Here is a 19,575-nt window from a genome sequence, read left to right on the forward strand (position 1 = left end):
CATGGCGCGCAAAAAACATGAAGAAGAGCATGAGAACCACGAGCGCTGGCTGGTTTCCTATGCCGACTTCATTACGCTGCTGTTCGCGTTTTTCGTGGTCATGTATGCCATTTCCCAGGTCAACGAAGGCAAGTACAAGATCCTTGCCGACTCGCTGATCAACGCCTTCGGCAAGGAGCCGGTCTCGACCGCGCCGATCATTGTTCAGGCTGGCGGGCAGGGCGCCCAGCAATCCGTCGCACCCAAAATCACGCTGCAGAAACCGCGCAACAACGAAGCGCTACGCCGTGAAAAAGAGCGCATGACCGACATGGCGCGCGACATCATGCAGGTACTGGCGCCATTGGTCCAGGAAGGCAAGGTGCGTGTGACCCAAACGAGCGTGGGCGTCAATGTCGAGATCAACGCCAATGTATTGTTCGCACCCGGCGACGCCAAGGTCAGCAAGGAGTCGGAAGAAACCCTGATTGCCATCGCGCGCGTGCTGAAGAATGACGATCACGCCATCCAGATCGAAGGGCATACCGACAATACGCAGATCAACACCAGCGTGTTTCCTTCCAATTGGGAACTGTCGGCGGTGCGCGCGAGCACGGTGGCGCGACTGTTCAACAACCAAGGCATCGCCGACCTGCGCTTGACGGCGGTCGGGCATGGATCGAACCAGTCGGTGGCTTCCAACGATACGCCGGAAGGGCGGCTGCGTAATCGTCGCGTTGACGTGATGATCTTGTCGCGATTGGCGGAACAGGCAACCGAGGTGCCGTTTGCGGACGAGGGCGGCAAGGCTGCGCTACCGGTCCAGCCCAAGTCGGCGCCCTAAAGCAAAAAGCCCGTTCTTGCGAACGGGCTTTTCAAATTCCGGGCTGTCGAAAATCAGCCGATGCCGAGGGGGCGACCAGAGCTGCGCAGGCTGGACTGGCCGTCAGGACCATAAAAGGAGCCGTTGCTCTTGCCTTGCAGGATGTTCATGGCGTTCTGATTGATTGCCATTTGCTTGCCGATCAGCAAGCCGTTCAGGCGATTCAGTTCGCGTGCAGATTGGGCCAGTGCGAACAATTCATCCCACACTTGCTTGTCTTCAGCCGAACCGTGTTGTTCGATCCATGACTGCATGCCGTTTTCGCCGGCAGTGAATCCCAGCGCAGCCAGAATTTTGTGACGCTGATCCGCCAACGTCGCCATGTTGGCAACAATATTGGCCTTCTCGTTGATGATGTCGGGAATCTTGTCGGCATCACCATTGCCGCTGAGCAAATCCTGCTCTTGCTGCAACGCCGCCACCAGGCGTGACGTGACCAGCTTTTCGTCAGCGAGTGTCTGGGATGGCAGAAGCGAATTACTTGTCATTACATTAAGCCCTGCGTGAACCGATCAGATCTTTGACAGTATCGAGCAAACCGCTGGCGACTTTCTCGGGATCAACCTGAAAGGTGCCGTTAGCGATGGCAGCCTTGATTTCAGCAACTTTTTTGGCGTCGAAAGTGCCGCCGGTCGCAGTGGCTTTCACACCCAGTGATTGATATTGCGAGGACAGCTGGACATTGGCGGCGGTAGAAGCGTCGCTGCCTGTCTTGGCTGTTGTTGTACCGGCATTGCTGTTTGCGGAGCGCGCCTGGGGTTGCGCGATTTCCGGTAAGCCTTTGCCTGTTTTGAGGGCGTCATTAACGTTCACGGCATCATCCTTAATGGGTTAGGGTTCTGTGACCCGCCTGTTGCCTAGATTATCGGCCATTTTTCCGCAAACTTTAATTCTTTTATCGCCCGTCAGGATGTTTCTTGTCAGTAATTGATTTCGAGTATGCCGCCGGCCTTCGCTATCCCGCTCACGACCTGGCCTGCAGGCGTTTTGGCTTGCACCATTTGGCCTTCGCTACCGTTCGTCAGGGCGCGCGCTTCGGTAGAAATCTGGAAGCCGGGGCCGGTGGATACCACGCGTACGGTTTGCCCCTGCTGGACTACACGATTGCTGCGCAATGCATCCTGGCGGATCGGGGCGCCCATCGCCAGCGAAATGTTGGCGGTGCGGCCGATGGCCTGGGTTGGATCGGTAATGATGCTGCTGGGCAAATTCGAGAGGTCACCTTTCATCTTGGTGATGTCATTCGGGCCGATGATCTGGCCTTGTGCCAACGGCGCTGCGGTGACAATATATTCTGCAATGACCTGTACCGTGGCGCGCACGTAGATTGTCCACGGCGACGGCGCGATGCACTTGATGCCGATGGTGGTGCGGCCCCACAGGCGGCCGCCGTTCGGCATGAAGGCTTGCGGCGACGTGCAGGCGGCAAGGTTCAGGCGGCTGTCGACCGGTTCGACGGCAATATTGACAGTGCCGGACAAACCGGTTGTCTGTACTTTCATGAATTGTTCTGCAATCTTTTGCAGGGCGCCAAGATCCTGGCGCGGCGGGGTGTTCTGTTCAGCAGTTTGCGCCAGCGCAGACAGCCCGAATACGGGCAGCAACAGCAGCAAAGGCAACAGCGCTTTGGACAATAATTTCATAACAACAACTTTTCAACCCGGGTGATCGGAGGCAGGGCCATCCTGTCAGCAATAGTACTGGCGGCCGACTCTGTCAAAAGGTCGAACAAGGCATAGTTTTCTCTCTTTCTCGGGCATTAGAGTTTGAGGGGTAGCCTTATGATCCAATGGTGTGTAAATCCCATTATCGGCGTAAAGCGTACTTTATGAAGGGTACGTCAGGAGGATTAGATGGCTGCAAAACTGGATGATTATCTGCGATTCAATGAAACGGCGCTGAATTTGCGCGCCCAGCGTCAGCAATTGCTGGCGTCCAATATCGCCAACGCGGATACGCCGAATTACAAGGCGCGCGACATCGACTTCGCCAAAACGCTGGAAGGCGCCATGGCGGGCAAGTCGAGCACGGTGCCACCGGTCGAGCTGGCGCGCACCTCGTCGGCCCACATTTCCGGCAAGGCTGCGGGCGACGGCGGCATCGGCGGTTCGCCGCTGCTGTATCGGAAGGAAACGCAAAGCAGTGTGGACGGCAACACCGTCGACATGGACGTCGAACGTAACCAATTTACCGACAACGCGGTGCGCTACGAAGCAGGCATCACCGCCGTCAATGCGCAGATCAAAGGTCTGCTCGCTGCCATCCAACCAGGCTGATCATCATGTCTCTTTCCAATATTTTCAACGTCGCCGGTTCTGCCATGAGTGCGCAATCCCAGCGCCTCAATACGGTCGCCAGCAACATCGCCAACGCCGACAGCGCAACCGGTCCGGACGGCAAGCCGTACAAGGCCAAGCAAGTGGTATTCAAGGCGGTCCCGTTCGGTAATATCGAGAACAGCGGTGTGCAGGTCAGCCAGATCGTCGAAGACCAGGCGCCGCCCAAGCTGATGTACGACCCCAAGCATCCGATGGCCGACAGCAACGGCTACGTCGCCATGCCCAACGTCAATCCGGTAGAGGAGATGGTCAACATGATCTCCGCATCGCGTTCGTATCAGACTAACGTCGAAACGATGAATACCGCCAAGAACATGTTGATGAAAACCCTCACCATCGGTCAATAAGGAAGATCTTAAATCATGACTACTGTCTCCAACGATCTGCTGTCGTCAATGAATGGCACGTCGACATCGACCTCCAATACTTCGAGCCTGAACGACAATAGCCCCGAAGCGATCCAGAATCGCTTTCTGAAGCTGCTGACCGTGCAGATGCAGAACCAGGATCCGACCAATCCGATGGACAATTCGCAGCTGACCACACAGCTGGCGCAGCTGTCGACCGTGTCGGGCATCAGCCAGCTGAACACCACGCTGGCGTCGCTCATGTCCAACCTGGGTTCGGCGCAGTCGCTGCAAGCAGCCAACATGATCGGCCACAGTGTGCTGGCCGCGGGCAACAACCTGACTCTGACTTCGGATACCGTCAAGGCTGCCGACGGCACCGAGACAACCACACAAAAAGCCGTGTTTGGCGTGCAGCTCGGCGCCAACGCCGACAGCATTCAGGTCACCATCCGTGACGCGACCACCGGCGCCGTCGTGCGTCAGATGGATCTGGGCAGCCAGGCTGCGGGCACCGTGCCGGTCATCTGGGACGGCACCAACGACGCCGGCACCAAGGCGGCCGACGGTCAGTACACCTTCACTGTCGCAGCGACCAGCGCCGGCACCGCCGTGGACGCCACGGCGCTGTCCTTCGGCACGGTTGCCAGCGTCAGCACCGGCACCGACGGCGTCAAGCTGAATGTATCGAATATCGGCACCATCAAGCCGACCGACGTTATCCAAATCCTGTAATCCACTGACTGCTTCCAGCACAAGGAGAATCAAATGAGTTTTCAACAAGGCCTGAGCGGTCTGGCAGGGGCATCGAAGAGCCTCGACGTGATCGGCAATAACGTTGCCAACGCCAGCACAGTGGGTTTCAAATCGGCACAGGCGCAGTTCGCCGACATGTACGCCAACTCGATGAACCGTTCCGGCAACTCGCCGGTTGGTATCGGCGTTGCGGTGGCGAACGTGGCGCAGGCATTTACGCAGGGTAACGTCACCACGACCAACAATCCGCTGGACATCGCCATCAACGGCGATGGTTTCTTCCGCATGCAGGGCAGCCTGACCGACCAGTCGCCGATGTACGGCCGCAACGGTCAGTTTCAGCTGGACAAAGACGGTTACATCATCAATCCGAGTGAAAAGGGCGCATACCTGACCGGCTGGCTGGGCAACGTCGTCGGCGGTGATCCTGTTCCTCTGAAGATCGACACATCGAATATTCCTGCCACCGCGACCACGCTGATCAGCACCAAGCTGAACCTGGATTCGCGCCTGACCGGCATCGTGCCTGCGACGACGCCATTCAGCACGACCAATGCGGCCAGCTACAACAGTACTACCGGTGTCACCATGTATGACAGCCTGGGCAACTCGTACAACGTGCAGACGTACTACGTCAAGAACGCGACCACATCTACTGCTACCCAGACCAATTGGGATGTCTACGCGACCATTGACGGCGTCACTTATCCTGCCGCCGGTGCACCGGTGAAGATTGATACATTGTCGTTCAACAGCTCTGGTGTGTTGACTGCCGGTGCAACAGGCAGCACCTTCACCGCAGCGGTCCTGAATGGCCCTCCAGGCTACGTCAAGCCGGGCGCAACCTTCCCTGCAGCCGTTGCTTTCGATTACACCGGTACGACGCAAACCGGCCAGGCTTTCACGCCGGTCGCGCAAGACCAGAACGGTAAAGCGCCTGGCGTGCTGTCGAGCTTCTCGATCGGCAAAGATGGTCAGATTCTCGGTAGCTACTCCAACAACGACACCAAAGTGCTCGGTCAGGTTTTGCTGGTGAACTTCGCCAATCCGAACGGCCTGTCGCCGCTGGGCAGCAACCTGTACACCGCGACCGCTGACGCCGGCGAGCCGCTGGTCGGCAAGCCGACCACGGGTCAGTTCGGTGTCCTGCAAGCGCGCGCCGTGGAAGACTCCAACGTCGATCTGACCACTGAACTGGTCAACATGATTGTGGCGCAACGCGTTTATCAGGCCAACTCGCAGACCATCAAGGTGCAGGATACCGTCCTGCAGACGCTGGTCAGCCTGCGCTAAGCAATTTGAAATAAGTGGGGAAGCGCGCGGCAGCGATGCCGCGCGCACACAAAGGGGTAATTATGGATCGTGTGATTTACACCGCCATGTCCGGCGCCAAGCACACAATGGAGCAGCAGGCCACCGCCAGCAACAACCTGGCGAACGCGACAACGACCGGCTTCCGTTCCCAGCTCGACACCTTCCGCGCCGTACCGGTGGTGGGCGGCGAAGGGCTGGCGACGCGCACGTTCGTGGTCGATTCTACTGCGGGTAGCAACTTCGCGTTGGGCCCGATACAAGACACCGGCCGTGCGCTGGACGTCGCTGTGGCGGGAGATGGCTGGATTGCAGTGCAGACCGCCGATGGCGGCGAAGCCTACACCCGCAACGGCAGCTTCAAGATGAGCGAAAACGGCATTCTGCAAACGCAGACCGGCCTGAGCGTCATGGGCGACGGCGGTCCGATCAGCATTCCTCCTGATGTGACGATCGCGATTGCACCGGACGGCACGGTCTCCTCGATCCCCACTATGGGTACGCCCAACGCGGTGAACATCCTGGGCCGCATCAAGATGGTCAATCCGGATGAGAAGTCGCTCAAGCGTGGCGACGACGGTCTGTTCCGCCTGACCGCAGGCACCCAGGCCCCGCCCGACGCGAACGTTCGCCTGGTCGGCGGCGCGCTCGAAGGCAGTAACGTCAACGTGGTCGATTCCATGGTCAACATGATCAACCTCGCGCGCCAATTCGACCTGAACATGAAGGTGGTGACAACCGCCCAAAGTGATGCAGACAAAGCCAACCAAATTCTGTCGTTGTCCTGACGCTAGACCGACTATTCAGGTACTGGAGAAAACATGATTCGTTCCCTGTGGATTGCCAAAACCGGCCTCGATGCGCAACAAACGCAACTCGACGTCATTTCGAATAACCTCGCCAACACCAGCACCAACGGCTTCAAGCGTTCGCGCGCCGTGTTCGAGGATCTGATGTACCAGACCCTGCGCCAGCCGGGTGCGCAGTCGTCGCAACAGACACAACTGCCGTCGGGCCTGCAAATCGGTACCGGTGTGCGTCCGGTCGCGACTGAGCGTATCCATACGCAAGGCAACACCAACCAGACCAGCAATGACAAGGACGTCGCGATTCAAGGCGCCGGCTTCTTCCAGGTGCTGATGCCGGACGGCACGACGCAATACACACGCGACGGTTCGTTCCAGTCGGATGCCCAGGGCCAACTGGTGACGTCGAGCGGCTATGTGGTTCAGCCGCCGATCACGATGCCTGCCAACATGACCAAGCTGACCATCGGTCGCGACGGCACCGTCTCGATCATGCAAGCCGGTTCGACTGCGACCACGCAGATCGGCACGCTGCAGATCGCCACCTTCATCAATCCGGCCGGTCTCGAAAGCAAGGGTGAAAATCTCTACGCTGAAACTGCCGCCTCCGGTACGCCTGCACCAAATACTCCGGGCACCAACGGCGCCGGCGCATTGTGGCAAGGCTATGTCGAGACCTCGAACGTGAACGTGGTCGAGGAAATGGTCAACATGATCCAGACCCAGCGTGCGTATGAAATGAACAGCAAGGCGATCACGACATCCGACCAGATGCTGGCCAAGCTGTCGCAGTTGTAATCTGTTTTTGTAATGCTTTGATGAAATGGGATGAGGCAAACATGAAAAGCCTGCTGAAACTTGCCGCCATCGTAGGGATGATTGCTCTTGCCGGATGTGAAACGGTGCCGGATTCGATCGTCAAAACGCCGTTGACGGCCAGGCCGCAGCCGGCTGCTTACGCACCGGCAACCAATGGCGCGATCTTCCAGTCGGCCGCATATCGTCCCTTGCTGGAAGACCGCCGTGCACGCCTGGTGGGCGACACCCTGACTATCGTCATCAATGAAAAGACCAGCGCCGCCAAATCGGCGGGCAGCTCCGGCAGCAAGACCGGCAGTGCTACTGCCGTCGCGCCGACGCTGTTCGGCATGTCCATCAAGGAACTGTCCGGCAGTGGCGGCAGCACCAACAAGTTTGAAGACAAGGGCGCGATCAGCTCCAGCAACAACTTCACCGGCACCATCGGCGTGACCGTCATTGAAGTGATGCCAAACGGTAATATGGTTGTCAGCGGCGAGAAGCAGGTGGCGCTCGACAAGGGCGTCGAATACGTGCGCTTCTCGGGCACCGTCAGCCCGGACAACATCGCGACCGGCAATACGGTGTCGTCGACGCTGGTGGCCGACGCCAAAGTCGAGTACCGAACCAATACACGTGTGGATATGGCGGAATTCATGTCTTCTTTGTCACGCTTCTTCTTTAGCGTGTCGCCGTTCTAGTCCCAAGGTGGTATCCATGATTTTCCGTTCGCTTTCTCTGTCTTTGTCTCTGTTCCGCTCCAACCGCCTGGCGACAACGCTGGTGGCTGCGGCATGCCTGCTCAGCGCCGGCATCAGCCATGCGGAACGTCTCAAGGACCTGGCCAGCATCCAGGGCGTGCGGCAGAATCAACTGGTGGGTTACGGTTTGGCCGTCGGTCTCGACGGCAGCGGCGACCAGACCACCCAGACACCGTTTACCGTGCAGAGCGTGATCAGCATGCTGCAACAACTGGGCGTCAATCTGCCCAGCACTTCGACTAGCAACATGCAGCTCAAGAACGTCGCTGCAGTGATGGTGACGACTTCTTTGCCGGCATTTGCTCAGCCGGGACAAACGCTGGATGTCACCGTTTCCTCGATCGGTAACGCGAAGAGCATCCGTGGCGGCACGCTGCTGATGGCGCCGCTGAAAGGCGCCGACGGTCAGATCTACGCGATCGCCCAGGGCAACATCGTGGTCGGCGGCGCGGGTGCTTCCGCGGCCGGCAGCAGCGCCACCATCAATCATCTGAGCGTCGGCCGCATCTCCGCCGGCGCCACCGTCGAACGTTCGGTGCCATCGGCGCTGGGGCAGGGCGATACGGTCAATCTGGAACTCAACGACAACGATTTTTCCACCGCCAGCCGCGTAGTGGAAGCAGTGAACAAACGTTTTGGCTTTGATACGGCCATGGCGCAGGACGGTCGCGTGATCCGGATCCGTGCGCCGATCGGCAGTGGCGATCGCGTGGCTTTTCTTGGCGCGCTGGAAAACATCGACGTCATTCCTTCACGCGTGCAAGCCAAGGTAATCCTGAATGCGCGCACCGGTTCGGTGGTGATGAACCAGGCGGTGACGCTGGACACCTGCGCGGTATCGCACGGCAATCTGTCGGTGGTGATCAACGCGGAAAACAGCATCAGCCAGCCCGGCGCCTTGTCCGGCGGCCAGACCGCTGCCAACCAGAACGCACAGATTTCCATTAGTTCGGCTCCCGGCAAGGTCATGTACCTGAAGGGCGGCGCCTCGCTGGCCGAAGTGGTCAAGGCGCTCAATGCCATCGGCGCGACGCCGCAGGATCTGCTGGCGATTCTGCAAGCCATGAAGGCTGCCGGCTCCTTGCGCGCCGAGCTGGAAATCATCTAACCGGGGCAGTACATGATCAACAACATCAAACCGGGTAATCCAACCGAAAGCCTTGCCGCTGACGCCAACAGCCTCAACAGCTTGCGTTCCGCCGCGGCTACGCAATCGCCGGAATCGCTCAAGGGTGCGGCCAAGCAGTTCGAAGCGCTGTTCCTGAACATGATGTTGAAGAGCATGCGCGATGCGACACCGCAGGACGGCATGTTCGACAGCCCGCAGACCAAGATGTTTACCAGCATGCTCGATCAACAGCTGAGCCAGAACATGGCCCAGCGCGGCGTTGGCCTGGCCGACATGCTGGTGCGCCAACTGTCCAGCAGCCTGAATAAGCCGTTGCCGACCGACGAAGACGGCGCATCGGCCTTGCCGCTGGACATTCCGCTGGCCAACACGCTGAGCGATCTCGACAAGTCGCGTCTGGTGCAAGGCCTTGCCAATGCGGCCGTTTACGACAGCACATCTTCGCAAGGCGGCAACAAGCGCAAGGGCGGTCAGCAGCGTCCGGCGCACGTCGAAGCCTTCCAGAATCGTTTGCAGGCTGATGCCGAGGCCGCCAGCCGCGTCACCGGCATCCCCGCCAAATTCATGCTGGCGCAAGCCGCACTGGAAACCGGCTGGGGCAAGAAAGAAATCCGCGCCCGCGACGGCAGCTCCGCGCACAATCTGTTCGGCATCAAGGCGACCGGCAACTGGACCGGCAAGACGGTCGACGCGACAACGATCGAATACGTCAACGGCGTGGCGCAGCGCAAGGTGGAAAAATTCCGCGCATACGATTCTTATTCCGAAGCCTTCCAGGATTACGCCAAGCTGCTGCGCAGCAACCCGCGCTATGAAAAAGTGTTGGCCAATGCGCAAGATGCTCACGGTTTTGCTTACGGACTGCAACGCGCAGGCTATGCAACCGATCCACATTATGCGGAAAAGCTATCGCGCATCATCCGCCAGTCGCTGTCGGTCTGATGCTCGGCCTGACGGGCGGGCTGATGCATGGGCTGACACATGGGCTGATATCGGCCCGGGCGGGTCTTTCCATACGCTGTGGGGAACATCAGGCGCTTCCCGCACTCTCAAAATCATTGGTAACGCGTCCTAAAGTTTCCCTGCAGGATGCCGTTCACTAGGTTATTCCGTTAAAGAACAGACAGCTAGCATGGCAACCAATATCTTCAGTATCGGGCAAAGTGCACTGGCCGCAGCTCAGGCGGCCCAGGCGACCACCAGCCATAACATTTCCAATGCGACAACCCCGGGCTATAACCGCCAGGTAGTCGTACAAAGCACGGCCGGCGGCATCAACTACGGTTACGGCTTTATCGGGCAGGGTACGCAGGTTGCCGAAATCAAGCGCGTCTATAACGATTTCCTCAACAAGCAGGTCATGGCGTCGCAGACCACTGCGAGCTCGCTCGACTCCTACCTGTCGCAGATCAGCCAACTGAACAATCTGGTCGCGGATACGTCGGCAGGCCTGTCGCCTGCGCTGCAGGATTTTTTCAAGTCCATGCAGAACCTGGCATCGACACCGAACAATGACGCCGCCCGTCAGGCCGTGCTGTCCGCCGGTTCCACGCTGGCTGCGCGTTTCCAGAGCCTGAATGACCAGATGGCGCAGAGCCGCACCAGCGTCAACGCCCAGATTACATCGAGCATTGGCTCCATCAATTCCCTGGCGACACAGATCCAGGAGCTGAACCAGGCCATCATCAAGGCCCAAGGCAGCGGCGGCGGCGCAGCACCAAATGATTTGCTTGATCAGCGCGATCAGGCGGTTGCCGATCTGAACAAGATCGTCAAGGTCACGACATTGCCGCAAAGTAATGGATCGTTGAGCGTGTTCGTCGGCAACGGCCAGCCTCTGGTGCTGGGTGATCAGGTTGCACAACTGGTGGCGACCCCGGCGGACGATGATCCGACGCGCCTGCAAGTGTCGATCAAGACCAGCAGCAACGCCACCATCCTGCTGCCGGACGGTGCATTCACCGGCGGTAGCTTGGGCGGCATCCTGCAATACCGCACTGAGACACTCGATACTGCGCAGAACACCTTGGGCCGCGTTGCGATCGCGATGGCCAGCGCGTTCAACGCGCAGCACAAGCTGGGGCAGGATCAGAACGGTGCGCTGGGTACCGACTTTTTCAATGTGCCGGTGCCGTCCGTCGTGGCCAACACGAAGAATCACACCGTGGCACCACTGGCTGCTGCTACGGCTACCATCACCAATCCATCTGCGCTGTCGACCAGCGACTATCGTCTGGACTTCGATGGCACCAATTATTCGGTGACGCGTCTGTCGGACAACAATAAAACGAGTTCGACGACGGTGCCCATCACCATTGACGGTGTGCAGTTCGGCTCGACCAACATGGTGGCCAACGACAGCTTCTTGATCAAGCCGACCATCAACGGTGCCAACGGCATCAGTGTCGCAATCACCAATACACAAAAGATCGCTGCAGGAACACCAATCGTGACGTCGACCAATGCGGTCACCGATATGGGCCTGGTCACGACGGGTAACACCGGTACCGGCGTGGTGACCTCGGCGTCGGTCAACAAGGCAGCATTCACGCCGAACTCGACGCAGACTTACACTTATAGCAGCGGTCCGAACACGCTTACATTGACGCCATCTCCAACCGGAAACGTTACGGTCACCACGACGGCCGGAGTGACGACGCCTTACACACCCGGCACGCCGATTCCTTATTCGCCCGGCGCCACTATTACCGCGGACGGCGTTAGTTTCGTGCTGAGCGGAACGCCTGCGAACAACGACAAATTCGTCTTTTCTCCGAAACCGGCAAATACTGGCACCGCGACAATTTCGGCAGGGACTATTGATACCAACTATGCGGCTACGCCGCTGGGACCAACAGTCAAGTTGGGTTTTACATTCAATTCGACAGGTAGCACGTTGACCCCGAACGGGTCGGTAGGTGCCGTCGTGGTCACTCATACTGACGGCACTACTACTAACTACGCTGCAGGTGCGAATATCGGCTTTACGCCTGGCGACAAGCTCACCACCGGTGGCATCAGTTTTACCATCACCGGCCAGCCAGCCAATGGCGATCAATTCTACGTCTCACCGAATACCAATGGTGTGACCGACAATCGTAACGCGCTGGCCTTGAATGCATTGCAGACTGCCAACACGATCGGCAATACCTCGTTCCAGGGTTCGTATTCGCAGCTGGTGAGCCTGATCGGCAACAAGACCAACGAGATCACGGTCACCAACAAGGCTGAGAATGCGCGTCTGACCGCGATTCAGCAAGAGCAGCAATCCGAATCCGGCGTCAACCAGGACGAAGAATTGTCCAACATGATCAAGAATCAGACGGCCTACCAGGCTGCGGCAAAAATCATTCAGGCTGCCAGCGACATGCTGAATGTCTTGTTCACGCTCGGCGGCTAGTTTTAAGGAAGATCAAAATGCGTATCAGCACAAGCATGCTCTATCAACTGAGCAACACTGAATTGACCAGCATGCAGGGTTCCATCCTGAAGCTGAACCAGCAAGTGACCCAGCAGCAAACCGTGTTGCTGCCGTCCGATGACGCCGTGGCTGCCGCGCGCGCGCTGGATCTGTCGCAGACGCAGGGGCTCAACGATCAGTACAAGATCAATCGCAACAATGCCGACAGCTCGCTGTCGCAGGTGAACGCGGCCCTGACCAACGTCACGGCGATGCTGACCAAGATCAAGTCGAACATAACCCAAGCCGGCAACGCGGCATACTCCAACAGCGAACGCGCCAACATGGCGACCGAGCTCAAGGGCAACCTGAAAGAAATGCTGGGCTTCGCCAACGCCACCGATGCGCTGGGCAACTATCTGTTCTCGGGTTTCAAGGCCACCACGCAGCCGTTCGATTACGACAGCATGGGCAATATCGTCTATAACGGTGACCAGGGCCAGCAGTCGTTGCAGGTGGATTCGACCCGCAACATGGAAATCAGCGTGTCCGGTCAGGCGGTGTTCCAAGGCGCAGGGCAGGACACCTTCAAGAACATGCAGGATCTGATCACACTGTTGCAGGTACCTGTCACCGAGGCTGCCAACAACGCGGATACTCAGGCTGCCAATACGTTCAATTATCCTGTGGGTTCGTTGCCGGCACAATATCCCATTCAAGCCTACAAGACGGCGCAAGCTGCGTTGGATGCGGCTGCGCCAACTGACCCGAATTACAGCACGTTGCTGACACAGGCGGCCAACGCCAAGCTGTTATCGGACAAGGCAGATGCCGCGCGCACACCGATTCCAGGCAGCCAGGCGGCATTGACCCGTGGCCTGAACAAGCTCGGTGGAGCGATCGACCTGCAGATGAACAGCGTCGGCGCAGCGACCGCCTCGGTAGGGGCGCGCCAGTCTGAGATTGACAATCTGAACGCAACCGGCGATGTGCTCAAGGTGCAATACGAGCAAAGCGTGAACGATCTGCTGGGCCGCAACCCATCGGACCTTGCTGCAAACATCAGCGCGCTGTCGCTGCAGCAGACTTATCTGCAGGCTGCGCAAAAATCCTTCGTCACCACCAGCAGCCTGACGCTGTTGAACTATCTGAAGTAATTCTTCCGGCCGGGCGAACTGCGGTTCGTCCGGTGTCTCAATCTTCCCCGTAACAGTCCTTCTCCCGCTTATTCATTTGTCCGCTATCAGGGCGTGATGAGTCTTGTCCTGTCCCGAGCAGGATCCTTTGTCTGGTCAAGCTTGAAAAGTGTTTGTGGCTACGTTGCAAACCGACGGCTCGCCCGCCGTATGGCTAGTGTTTGGGGATCGGCGGGATGGTCGCCATGCCGCCGAGCATACGCACGGTTTCGATGGTGTCGTTGAGGAAGTGCTGCAGCGGCGTCAGCATGTAGGGCAGGCAGATTGCGATCAGCAGGAAGCCGGCGACCATCGTGATCGGAAAGCCGATGCCGAAGAGATTCAGTGCCGGCGCCGCGCGCGTCAGGATGCCCAGCGCCATGTTGGTGATCAGCAGGGCGACGATCATGGGCAGTGATAATTGCAGTCCCATGCTGAAGATGCGCGCGCCGGAAAGCGCGATGTAGTGGAAGCCTTCGGCCGTCACCGGCGCCGCAGTGATCGGCAGGGTGTTGAAACTGTCCGCGATGACGGCAACCAGCACCAGATGGCCGTTGATGCTCAGGAAGACCAGTGTGGCAAGCAGGGAAAACAACTGGCTGATGGCGGACGTGCGTCCTTGAGATTGCGGATCGAAGAAGACGGCGAAGCCGAGGCCCATGGTGTTGCTGGTCATTTCCCCGGCCATTTCCACTGCGGCAAAAACCAGGCGGACGGAGAATCCCATGGCCGCGCCAATGATGAATTGCTGGACCAGGATCAGCAGTCCCGTCATCGACATCGGATCGAGCGCCGGCGGCACCGGCACGTTGGGTGCGATGACCAGCGAGGTCATGACCCCAAGCAGGATTTTCACCAGCATCGGCACGCTGGCGCTGCCAAACGGCGGCGCGACAGCCAGCAATCCGAGGATGCGCGTCAGCGGCCAGATGAATGCGGCGATCCAGATGTAGAGCTGAGCGCTGGTGACGTTGATCATGATGTTGCGATTGCCTGTGGGCGTGGCAATCCTTGCATGCCTTACTGCACCATGGCGGGAATGCCGGTAAACATCAGGCGCATGTAATCGAGCATGATGCTCAGCATCCACGGGCCGGCAATGATGAGTGCAAGGAAGACCCCAACCAGTTTCGGAATGAAGGTCAGCGTGGCTTCATTGATCTGTGTCGCGGCTTGAAAAATACTGACGATCAGGCCGATGATCAGCGCGGTGAACAGCATCGGCGCGGCGATCATCAGAGTGACTTCCATGGCCTGGCGGCCGAGGGTCATTACGCTTTCTGGTGTCATGGCGGGGCCTTAGTAAAAACTTTCTGCCAGCGATCCGATCAGCAGCTGCCAGCCGTCAACGAGGACGAACAGCATCAGCTTGAACGGTAGCGACACGATTGCCGGCGACATCATCATCATCCCCATCGACATCAGGATACTGGCGACCACCATGTCGATGATCAGGAAGGGGATGAAAATGGCGAAACTGATCTGGAATGCAGTCTTCAGTTCGCTGGTGATGAATGCCGGGATCAGCAGGCGCAGCGGTACATCTTCCGGGCCTTGCAGGTCGGGGCTGTGGGACAGCTTGACGTACAGGGCGAGGTCGGACTGGCGCGTTTGCTTGAGCATGAACTCCTTGAGCGGCCCGGCGCCTTTTTCCATTGCATCGATCATGGAAATCTTGTTCTCGGAGAAGGGCAGGTAGGCGTCGGCGTAGATCTTGTCGAACACCGGACCCATCACGAACAGGGTCAGGAACAGCGACAAGCCGACCAGCACCTGCGTCGGCGGCGTCGACTGCGTACCCAGCGCCTGGCGCAGCAGCGACAGCACGATGACGATGCGCGTGAAGCAGGTCATCATCAGCAGCGCGGCCGGGATGAAGGACAGCGACGTGAGCAACAGCATCGTCTGGATGCTGAGGTTGTAGGTCTGTCCGCCGCCTGGGGCCGGTGTGCTCGTGAATGCAGGCAAGCCCTGTTGTGCGGCTGCCGCGAGCGGCAGACAGAGCAGGAAAACCGGCAGCAGGCGCAGCCAGCGAGACGAGCCTGAAGGGCGCGCCGAAGAAGTTCTAACTGCTGCCATTACGTTTGTCGATCGTGTTTTTCAGCCAGGAAGAGAAGTTGGCAGAGACGGCCGAGGCCGGTGCTGTAACGTGTTCCTGGCGTGGCATGGTGGCCAGTGTATTGACGCGTCCCGGCGCAACGCCGACGACGATCCATTGGTCCGCGACTTCGATGACCATCACACGCTCGCGCGTGCCGACGCTGACGCCGCCGATGATCTTGGCGACCGCATTGCCCTGTGCGCGCTGGACCAGCCCGCTGCGCTTGAACAACCATGCGATGCCGGCCATGATTGCCAGCACGGCAGTCAGTCCCAGCAGCATGGTGAACACGCTGCCGGTAGTGGAAGGCAATGCCGGGGCTGTTTGCTGTTCCGCCGCATGCACTGCACCGGCGGCAAATGCTGCCGGCACGAAGACAATGCTGCAGCGGATGCAGGTCAGGAAATTGCGGAGACGGCGCGGACGGTTCATCTATTGAGTTTGCGGATGCGCTCGGCAGGAGTGATGATGTCGGTCAGACGGATACCGAACTTGTCATTGACCACCACCACTTCACCTTGTGCAATCAGGCAACCGTTGACAAGCACGTCCATCGGTTCACCGGCCATACCGTCGAGTTCCACCACCGAACCCTGCGCCAGTTGCAGCAGATTCTTGATGGCAATCTTGGTGCGGCCCAGTTCCACTGTCAGCTGAACCGGGATGTCGAGGATGAAGTCGATGTCGTTGGGCGTGTTGGTCTGGATATCCGACGCGCTCAGATCCTTGAAGATGGTTGCTTCGGCCGGTTTGGTCGTCAGGCCTTCTTCTTCAGGAATGTGCTTCTTCTGCGACTCTTCCGCTTCTGTTTGCTCGGCCAACGCGGCGCCCCACGGATCGTCTTCCGCCGCTGTTTGGTCAACGTTATCTTCAGCCATTCTGCTCTCCTTGAATACTTTCTGGTGTTTCGTTGTGCGTGATGGATAGCAGTTTTTCTACGCGCAACGCGTATTGACCATTCAATTTGCCATAGCTGCACTCCATCACGGGAACGCCATCGACTTGCGCAGTGACGGGATTGGCCGTCTGCAACTGGATGACGTCGCCGACTTGCATGTTCAGCAAATCGGTAAATGTGACGCGGGCGGTGCCGAAGTTGGCGATCAGCTCAACTTCCGCGGTCTGGATCTGCTGCTTCATCAGGCGGATCCAGCGTTTGTCGACTTCCAGGGCTTCACCTTGCATGCTGCTGGTGAGCTTGTCCCGGACCGGTTCGATCATCGAGTAGGGCGTGCAGATGTGAATTTCGCCACTGACGGGTCCCAGCTCGATCGTGAACGACGTCGACACCACAACTTCATTGGGCGTGGCGATGTTGGCGAACTGCGTATTCAGTTCCGAGCGGATGTACTCGAATTCAATCGGGTAAATCGGCTCCCAGGACTTGGAGTAATTTTCAAACACGATATCCAGCACGCGCATGATGATGCGCTGCTCGGTCGGCGTGAATTCACGGCCTTCGATACGGGTATGGAAGCGTCCGTCGCCGCCGAACATGTTGTCCACCAGCAGGAACACGAACTGCGGATCGAAGACTACCAGGCCGATGCCGCGGAACGGTTTGATGTGGACCAGGTTCAGGTTGGTCGGCACCACCAGGTTACGGATGAATTCGCTGTACTTCGAGACTTTCACAGGGCCGACCGAAATTTCGGCGGTGCGGTGCAGGAAGTTGAACAAACCGATGCGGAACAGGCGGGCGAAACGTTCGTTGATGATTTCGAGCGTCGGCATCCGGCCGCGAACGATACGCTCTTGCGTTGCAAGATTGTAGTTGCGTACCGTCCCGGGGGTTTCTTCGACGCTTTTTTCTTCGTCTTCGTCCCCCGTCACTCCTCTTAGGAGTGCATCGACTTCTTCCTGCGATAGAAAGTGTTCTGCCATGATGCTACTGCTGTTGAATGACGAAAGAGGTGTAGAACACGTCGGTGATCGACGGACCCTTGCCGCCGCCGGCAAACGGCTCGCCCAACTGATCGATGATCTCGTCGGTCAGGTTGCGCTTGCCTTCGCTGGTCAGCAGCTCGGAAGCCTTCTTGCTCGACAGGACCATCAGCAAACGGCTGCGTACTTGCGGCATGAAGACCTTGAGGCTTTCAGCGGTTTCGGCGTTTGCCACTTGCAGGGTCAGGGCGACTTGCAGGAACTGGTCGCCGGTTTCCTGCTGCAGGTTGACCACGAACGGTTCGATGACAACGAATACGGGCACCTTCGAAGAGGCCTTTTCTTCGACATGTTCCTCATCGGCTTTTTTGGATTTGCCGCCCATCAGCATGAAGGCTGCGCCCCCGCCGATTGCCAGCACCAGCACTGCACCGATGATGATGAAGAGCATTTTCTTCGATTTCGCCGGTGCCGCCTCTGCAGCGTCCGCCCCCTTGGCTGCCGGTTTTGCTGCTTTTGTTGCCATCTAATTTTCCCTTTCGTGCGTGTTCGTTGAGCACATCACAATACTATCGGCAAGAAACCGCCGATATTGATACTGCCGGCTGAACACCTGTTTTTATTGAATGCTGTCCGACTTATGCAAATGTGTCCACGAGGCCTTGTCCGCCGCGGGCGACTGGACGAGGCACGACGGCCACATTGACGTCTGTTTCATTGTCGCGGCCGCCGAAGTTCGACGAGTTGCCGCTGCTGCTGCGCGCCTGTTGTTGCTGGTTCGCGCCTTGCTGTTGATTCGGGGTGCCGGTGTTGACGGTGGCCTGACCCAGCTGGATGCCGGCCTGCTCCATCATTTCGCGCAGCTTCGGCATGGCGGCTTCGAGCGCCTGCTTGACTTCCGGCTGCGCGGTGATGAAGGTCGCATCGGCTTGTTGATTGTTGACGTGCAAGACCACTTGCAACGGGCCCAGATCCGGTGGATTGAGCGTCAGTGACGCGCTTTGCAGACCGCCGTTGGCCATCCACAATACCTTCTGGCCGACAGCCTGATCCCAACCCTGGCTGCCAACGGCCGGTGTCAGGCGTTGAACGGCCTGGCCGCTCATGGCGGCTTGCTGGCTCAACGACATTGCTTGCTGCAGCGCAGGAACCACGGTGGCGGCGGTTGGCTGCACCGGTGTTTCGATTGGTTTGACAGCGACTTCCGGCGAGACCTTGGCGGCGCGGGCTGCAGCGGCGGAGTCTTGCAAATCAGCCTGGAAGGATTTGGCGGATACCGGCGATTCGGCCTGGCTCTTTTCGGTGGTGGCGCGGGTCGGCAGGGCCGATTTGCCGTCCGCCGGATCTTTTTCGCTGTCCTGCAATGCGGCGAGGTCGAGCGGGTTGTTCTTGCCCTTGCTCTTGTCGTCACTCTGGGCATCAGTCAGTGCCAGGTCGGTCTTCGCATCAGCGCCAATCTGGCCGATCGGCTTCTTGCCTTTCTGACCGGCCAGTGCATCCATGTCCTGGTCAGTGGTTTTCTTGGAAACCGGCTGGGTGATCATCTGGCCCATGTTGGTGACCAGCGCCAGCATTTGCTGCGCAGAGGCGGCGTCGGTAGCGGCGCTGGCGTCCTCGGCGGCCTGGTCTTCGTCCTGCTTGTCGTCGGACGACGCCGTCTTGTCCGCATCTGATTTTGGCGCGGTCGACGCGGTCGGTGCAGGAGCGGCTTTGGCCGGTTCCGGCGACTTATCCTTGGCGGCATCGTTCGGCTTGCTTTGATTTTCGCGGTTGCTGACTTCCTTGTTCAACACCTGGTTGAAAGGAACATCGGCCGTGAACGAGTCGGCTTGCGTGGCGGGGCGTGCAGAATTCTGCAGGTTCGCGACGTTCAAGATCGGCAATTGTGTTTTCATCGTTTCCGCCA

Annotated in this window: 23 protein-coding genes; 12 read left to right on the plus strand and 11 right to left on the minus strand. The window is 58.6% G+C overall.

Annotated features, from left to right (window positions below; translation table 11 throughout):
- Position 1: 1 nt before the first annotated feature.
- Positions 2 to 823 (plus strand): flagellar motor protein MotD, encoded by an 822-nt coding sequence (motD, locus tag E4P32_RS21065; RefSeq protein ID WP_116435528.1) that lies wholly within the window; start codon positions 2 to 4, stop codon positions 821 to 823.
- A 53-nt stretch (positions 824 to 876) separates the two neighbouring features.
- On the opposite strand, the gene E4P32_RS21070 is transcribed toward motD, so the two are convergent.
- The 3 genes from E4P32_RS21070 to flgA all read right to left on the minus strand — a co-directional run bounded on the left by E4P32_RS21070 (position 877) and on the right by flgA (position 2,505).
- On the minus strand, positions 877 to 1,350 hold the full coding sequence (locus tag E4P32_RS21070; protein WP_116435529.1) for a flagellar protein FlgN: 474 nt from the start codon (positions 1,348 to 1,350) through the stop codon (positions 877 to 879).
- 4 nt (positions 1,351 to 1,354) lie between these two features.
- Positions 1,355 to 1,675: a flagellar biosynthesis anti-sigma factor FlgM gene (gene flgM / locus E4P32_RS21075; protein ID WP_116435530.1), complete on the minus strand. Its 321-nt coding sequence runs from the start codon at positions 1,673 to 1,675 to the stop codon at positions 1,355 to 1,357.
- A 107-nt stretch (positions 1,676 to 1,782) separates the two neighbouring features.
- Entirely contained in the window at positions 1,783 to 2,505 is a 723-nt protein-coding gene (flgA, locus tag E4P32_RS21080; RefSeq protein WP_116435531.1) for a flagellar basal body P-ring formation chaperone FlgA, read from the minus strand.
- Between the two features lie 210 nt (positions 2,506 to 2,715).
- On the opposite strand from flgA, the gene flgB reads away from it, so the two are divergent.
- The 11 genes from flgB to flgL all read left to right on the plus strand — a co-directional run bounded on the left by flgB (position 2,716) and on the right by flgL (position 13,666).
- The gene (gene flgB / locus E4P32_RS21085) at positions 2,716 to 3,138 is read left to right on the plus strand and encodes a flagellar basal body rod protein FlgB (RefSeq protein WP_116435532.1); all 423 of its coding nucleotides are present in this window, start codon (positions 2,716 to 2,718) and stop codon (positions 3,136 to 3,138) included.
- Between the two features lie 5 nt (positions 3,139 to 3,143).
- Positions 3,144 to 3,548, plus strand: a complete 405-nt coding sequence (flgC, locus tag E4P32_RS21090; protein WP_116435533.1) for a flagellar basal body rod protein FlgC — start codon at positions 3,144 to 3,146, stop codon at positions 3,546 to 3,548.
- 15 nt (positions 3,549 to 3,563) lie between these two features.
- Entirely contained in the window at positions 3,564 to 4,283 is a 720-nt protein-coding gene (locus E4P32_RS21095) for a flagellar hook assembly protein FlgD (RefSeq protein ID WP_116435534.1), read from the plus strand.
- Between the two features lie 33 nt (positions 4,284 to 4,316).
- Positions 4,317 to 5,597: a flagellar hook protein FlgE gene (flgE, locus tag E4P32_RS21100; protein WP_116435535.1), complete on the plus strand. Its 1,281-nt coding sequence runs from the start codon at positions 4,317 to 4,319 to the stop codon at positions 5,595 to 5,597.
- A 62-nt stretch (positions 5,598 to 5,659) separates the two neighbouring features.
- Entirely contained in the window at positions 5,660 to 6,403 is a 744-nt protein-coding gene (gene flgF / locus E4P32_RS21105; protein ID WP_116435536.1) for a flagellar basal-body rod protein FlgF, read from the plus strand.
- 33 nt (positions 6,404 to 6,436) lie between these two features.
- Complete coding sequence (flgG, locus tag E4P32_RS21110) at positions 6,437 to 7,219, plus strand: flagellar basal-body rod protein FlgG (RefSeq protein ID WP_116435537.1); 783 nt, start codon at positions 6,437 to 6,439, stop codon at positions 7,217 to 7,219.
- A gap of 41 nt (positions 7,220 to 7,260) precedes the next feature.
- Positions 7,261 to 7,920: a flagellar basal body L-ring protein FlgH gene (locus E4P32_RS21115; RefSeq protein ID WP_116435538.1), complete on the plus strand. Its 660-nt coding sequence runs from the start codon at positions 7,261 to 7,263 to the stop codon at positions 7,918 to 7,920.
- A gap of 16 nt (positions 7,921 to 7,936) precedes the next feature.
- Positions 7,937 to 9,088: a flagellar basal body P-ring protein FlgI gene (locus tag E4P32_RS21120; RefSeq protein WP_233526708.1), complete on the plus strand. Its 1,152-nt coding sequence runs from the start codon at positions 7,937 to 7,939 to the stop codon at positions 9,086 to 9,088.
- Between the two features lie 12 nt (positions 9,089 to 9,100).
- The gene (flgJ, locus tag E4P32_RS21125; protein ID WP_116435539.1) at positions 9,101 to 10,051 is read left to right on the plus strand and encodes a flagellar assembly peptidoglycan hydrolase FlgJ; all 951 of its coding nucleotides are present in this window, start codon (positions 9,101 to 9,103) and stop codon (positions 10,049 to 10,051) included.
- A gap of 190 nt (positions 10,052 to 10,241) precedes the next feature.
- Positions 10,242 to 12,509 carry a flagellar hook-associated protein FlgK gene (gene flgK, locus E4P32_RS21130; protein WP_116435540.1) on the plus strand — a complete coding sequence of 756 codons (2,268 nt, stop codon included), beginning with the start codon at positions 10,242 to 10,244 and terminating at the stop codon, positions 12,507 to 12,509.
- A gap of 17 nt (positions 12,510 to 12,526) precedes the next feature.
- Complete coding sequence (flgL, locus tag E4P32_RS21135) at positions 12,527 to 13,666, plus strand: flagellar hook-associated protein FlgL (RefSeq protein WP_116435541.1); 1,140 nt, start codon at positions 12,527 to 12,529, stop codon at positions 13,664 to 13,666.
- A gap of 193 nt (positions 13,667 to 13,859) precedes the next feature.
- Here the strand turns inward: flgL and fliR are convergent, their stop codons facing one another.
- From fliR to E4P32_RS21175, 8 genes are all read right to left on the minus strand, one after another.
- Entirely contained in the window at positions 13,860 to 14,663 is an 804-nt protein-coding gene (gene fliR / locus E4P32_RS21140; RefSeq protein WP_116435542.1) for a flagellar biosynthetic protein FliR, read from the minus strand.
- A 41-nt stretch (positions 14,664 to 14,704) separates the two neighbouring features.
- Positions 14,705 to 14,974 carry a flagellar biosynthesis protein FliQ gene (gene fliQ, locus E4P32_RS21145; RefSeq protein ID WP_116435543.1) on the minus strand — a complete coding sequence of 90 codons (270 nt, stop codon included), beginning with the start codon at positions 14,972 to 14,974 and terminating at the stop codon, positions 14,705 to 14,707.
- A gap of 9 nt (positions 14,975 to 14,983) precedes the next feature.
- Positions 14,984 to 15,763, minus strand: coding sequence for a flagellar type III secretion system pore protein FliP (gene fliP, locus E4P32_RS21150; RefSeq protein ID WP_233526709.1), 780 nt, complete (start codon positions 15,761 to 15,763; stop codon positions 14,984 to 14,986).
- On the minus strand, positions 15,750 to 16,217 hold the full coding sequence (gene fliO / locus E4P32_RS21155) for a flagellar biosynthetic protein FliO (protein ID WP_116435544.1): 468 nt from the start codon (positions 16,215 to 16,217) through the stop codon (positions 15,750 to 15,752). The genes fliP and fliO overlap by 14 nt, the downstream gene beginning before the upstream one ends.
- The gene (gene fliN, locus E4P32_RS21160) at positions 16,214 to 16,663 is read right to left on the minus strand and encodes a flagellar motor switch protein FliN (protein ID WP_016833952.1); all 450 of its coding nucleotides are present in this window, start codon (positions 16,661 to 16,663) and stop codon (positions 16,214 to 16,216) included. Before fliN ends, fliO begins: the two co-directional genes overlap by 4 nt.
- The gene (fliM, locus tag E4P32_RS21165) at positions 16,656 to 17,669 is read right to left on the minus strand and encodes a flagellar motor switch protein FliM (protein ID WP_116435545.1); all 1,014 of its coding nucleotides are present in this window, start codon (positions 17,667 to 17,669) and stop codon (positions 16,656 to 16,658) included. Before fliM ends, fliN begins: the two co-directional genes overlap by 8 nt.
- Positions 17,670 to 17,673: 4 nt before the next feature.
- Entirely contained in the window at positions 17,674 to 18,195 is a 522-nt protein-coding gene (gene fliL, locus E4P32_RS21170; protein ID WP_116435546.1) for a flagellar basal body-associated protein FliL, read from the minus strand.
- 112 nt (positions 18,196 to 18,307) lie between these two features.
- On the minus strand, positions 18,308 to 19,564 hold the full coding sequence (locus E4P32_RS21175) for a flagellar hook-length control protein FliK (RefSeq protein WP_116435547.1): 1,257 nt from the start codon (positions 19,562 to 19,564) through the stop codon (positions 18,308 to 18,310).
- Between the last annotated feature and the right edge of the window lie 11 nt (positions 19,565 to 19,575).

This window comes from Herbaspirillum sp. 3R11, from assembly GCF_004563925.1.
Classification (GTDB): domain Bacteria; phylum Pseudomonadota; class Gammaproteobacteria; order Burkholderiales; family Burkholderiaceae_D; genus Herbaspirillum.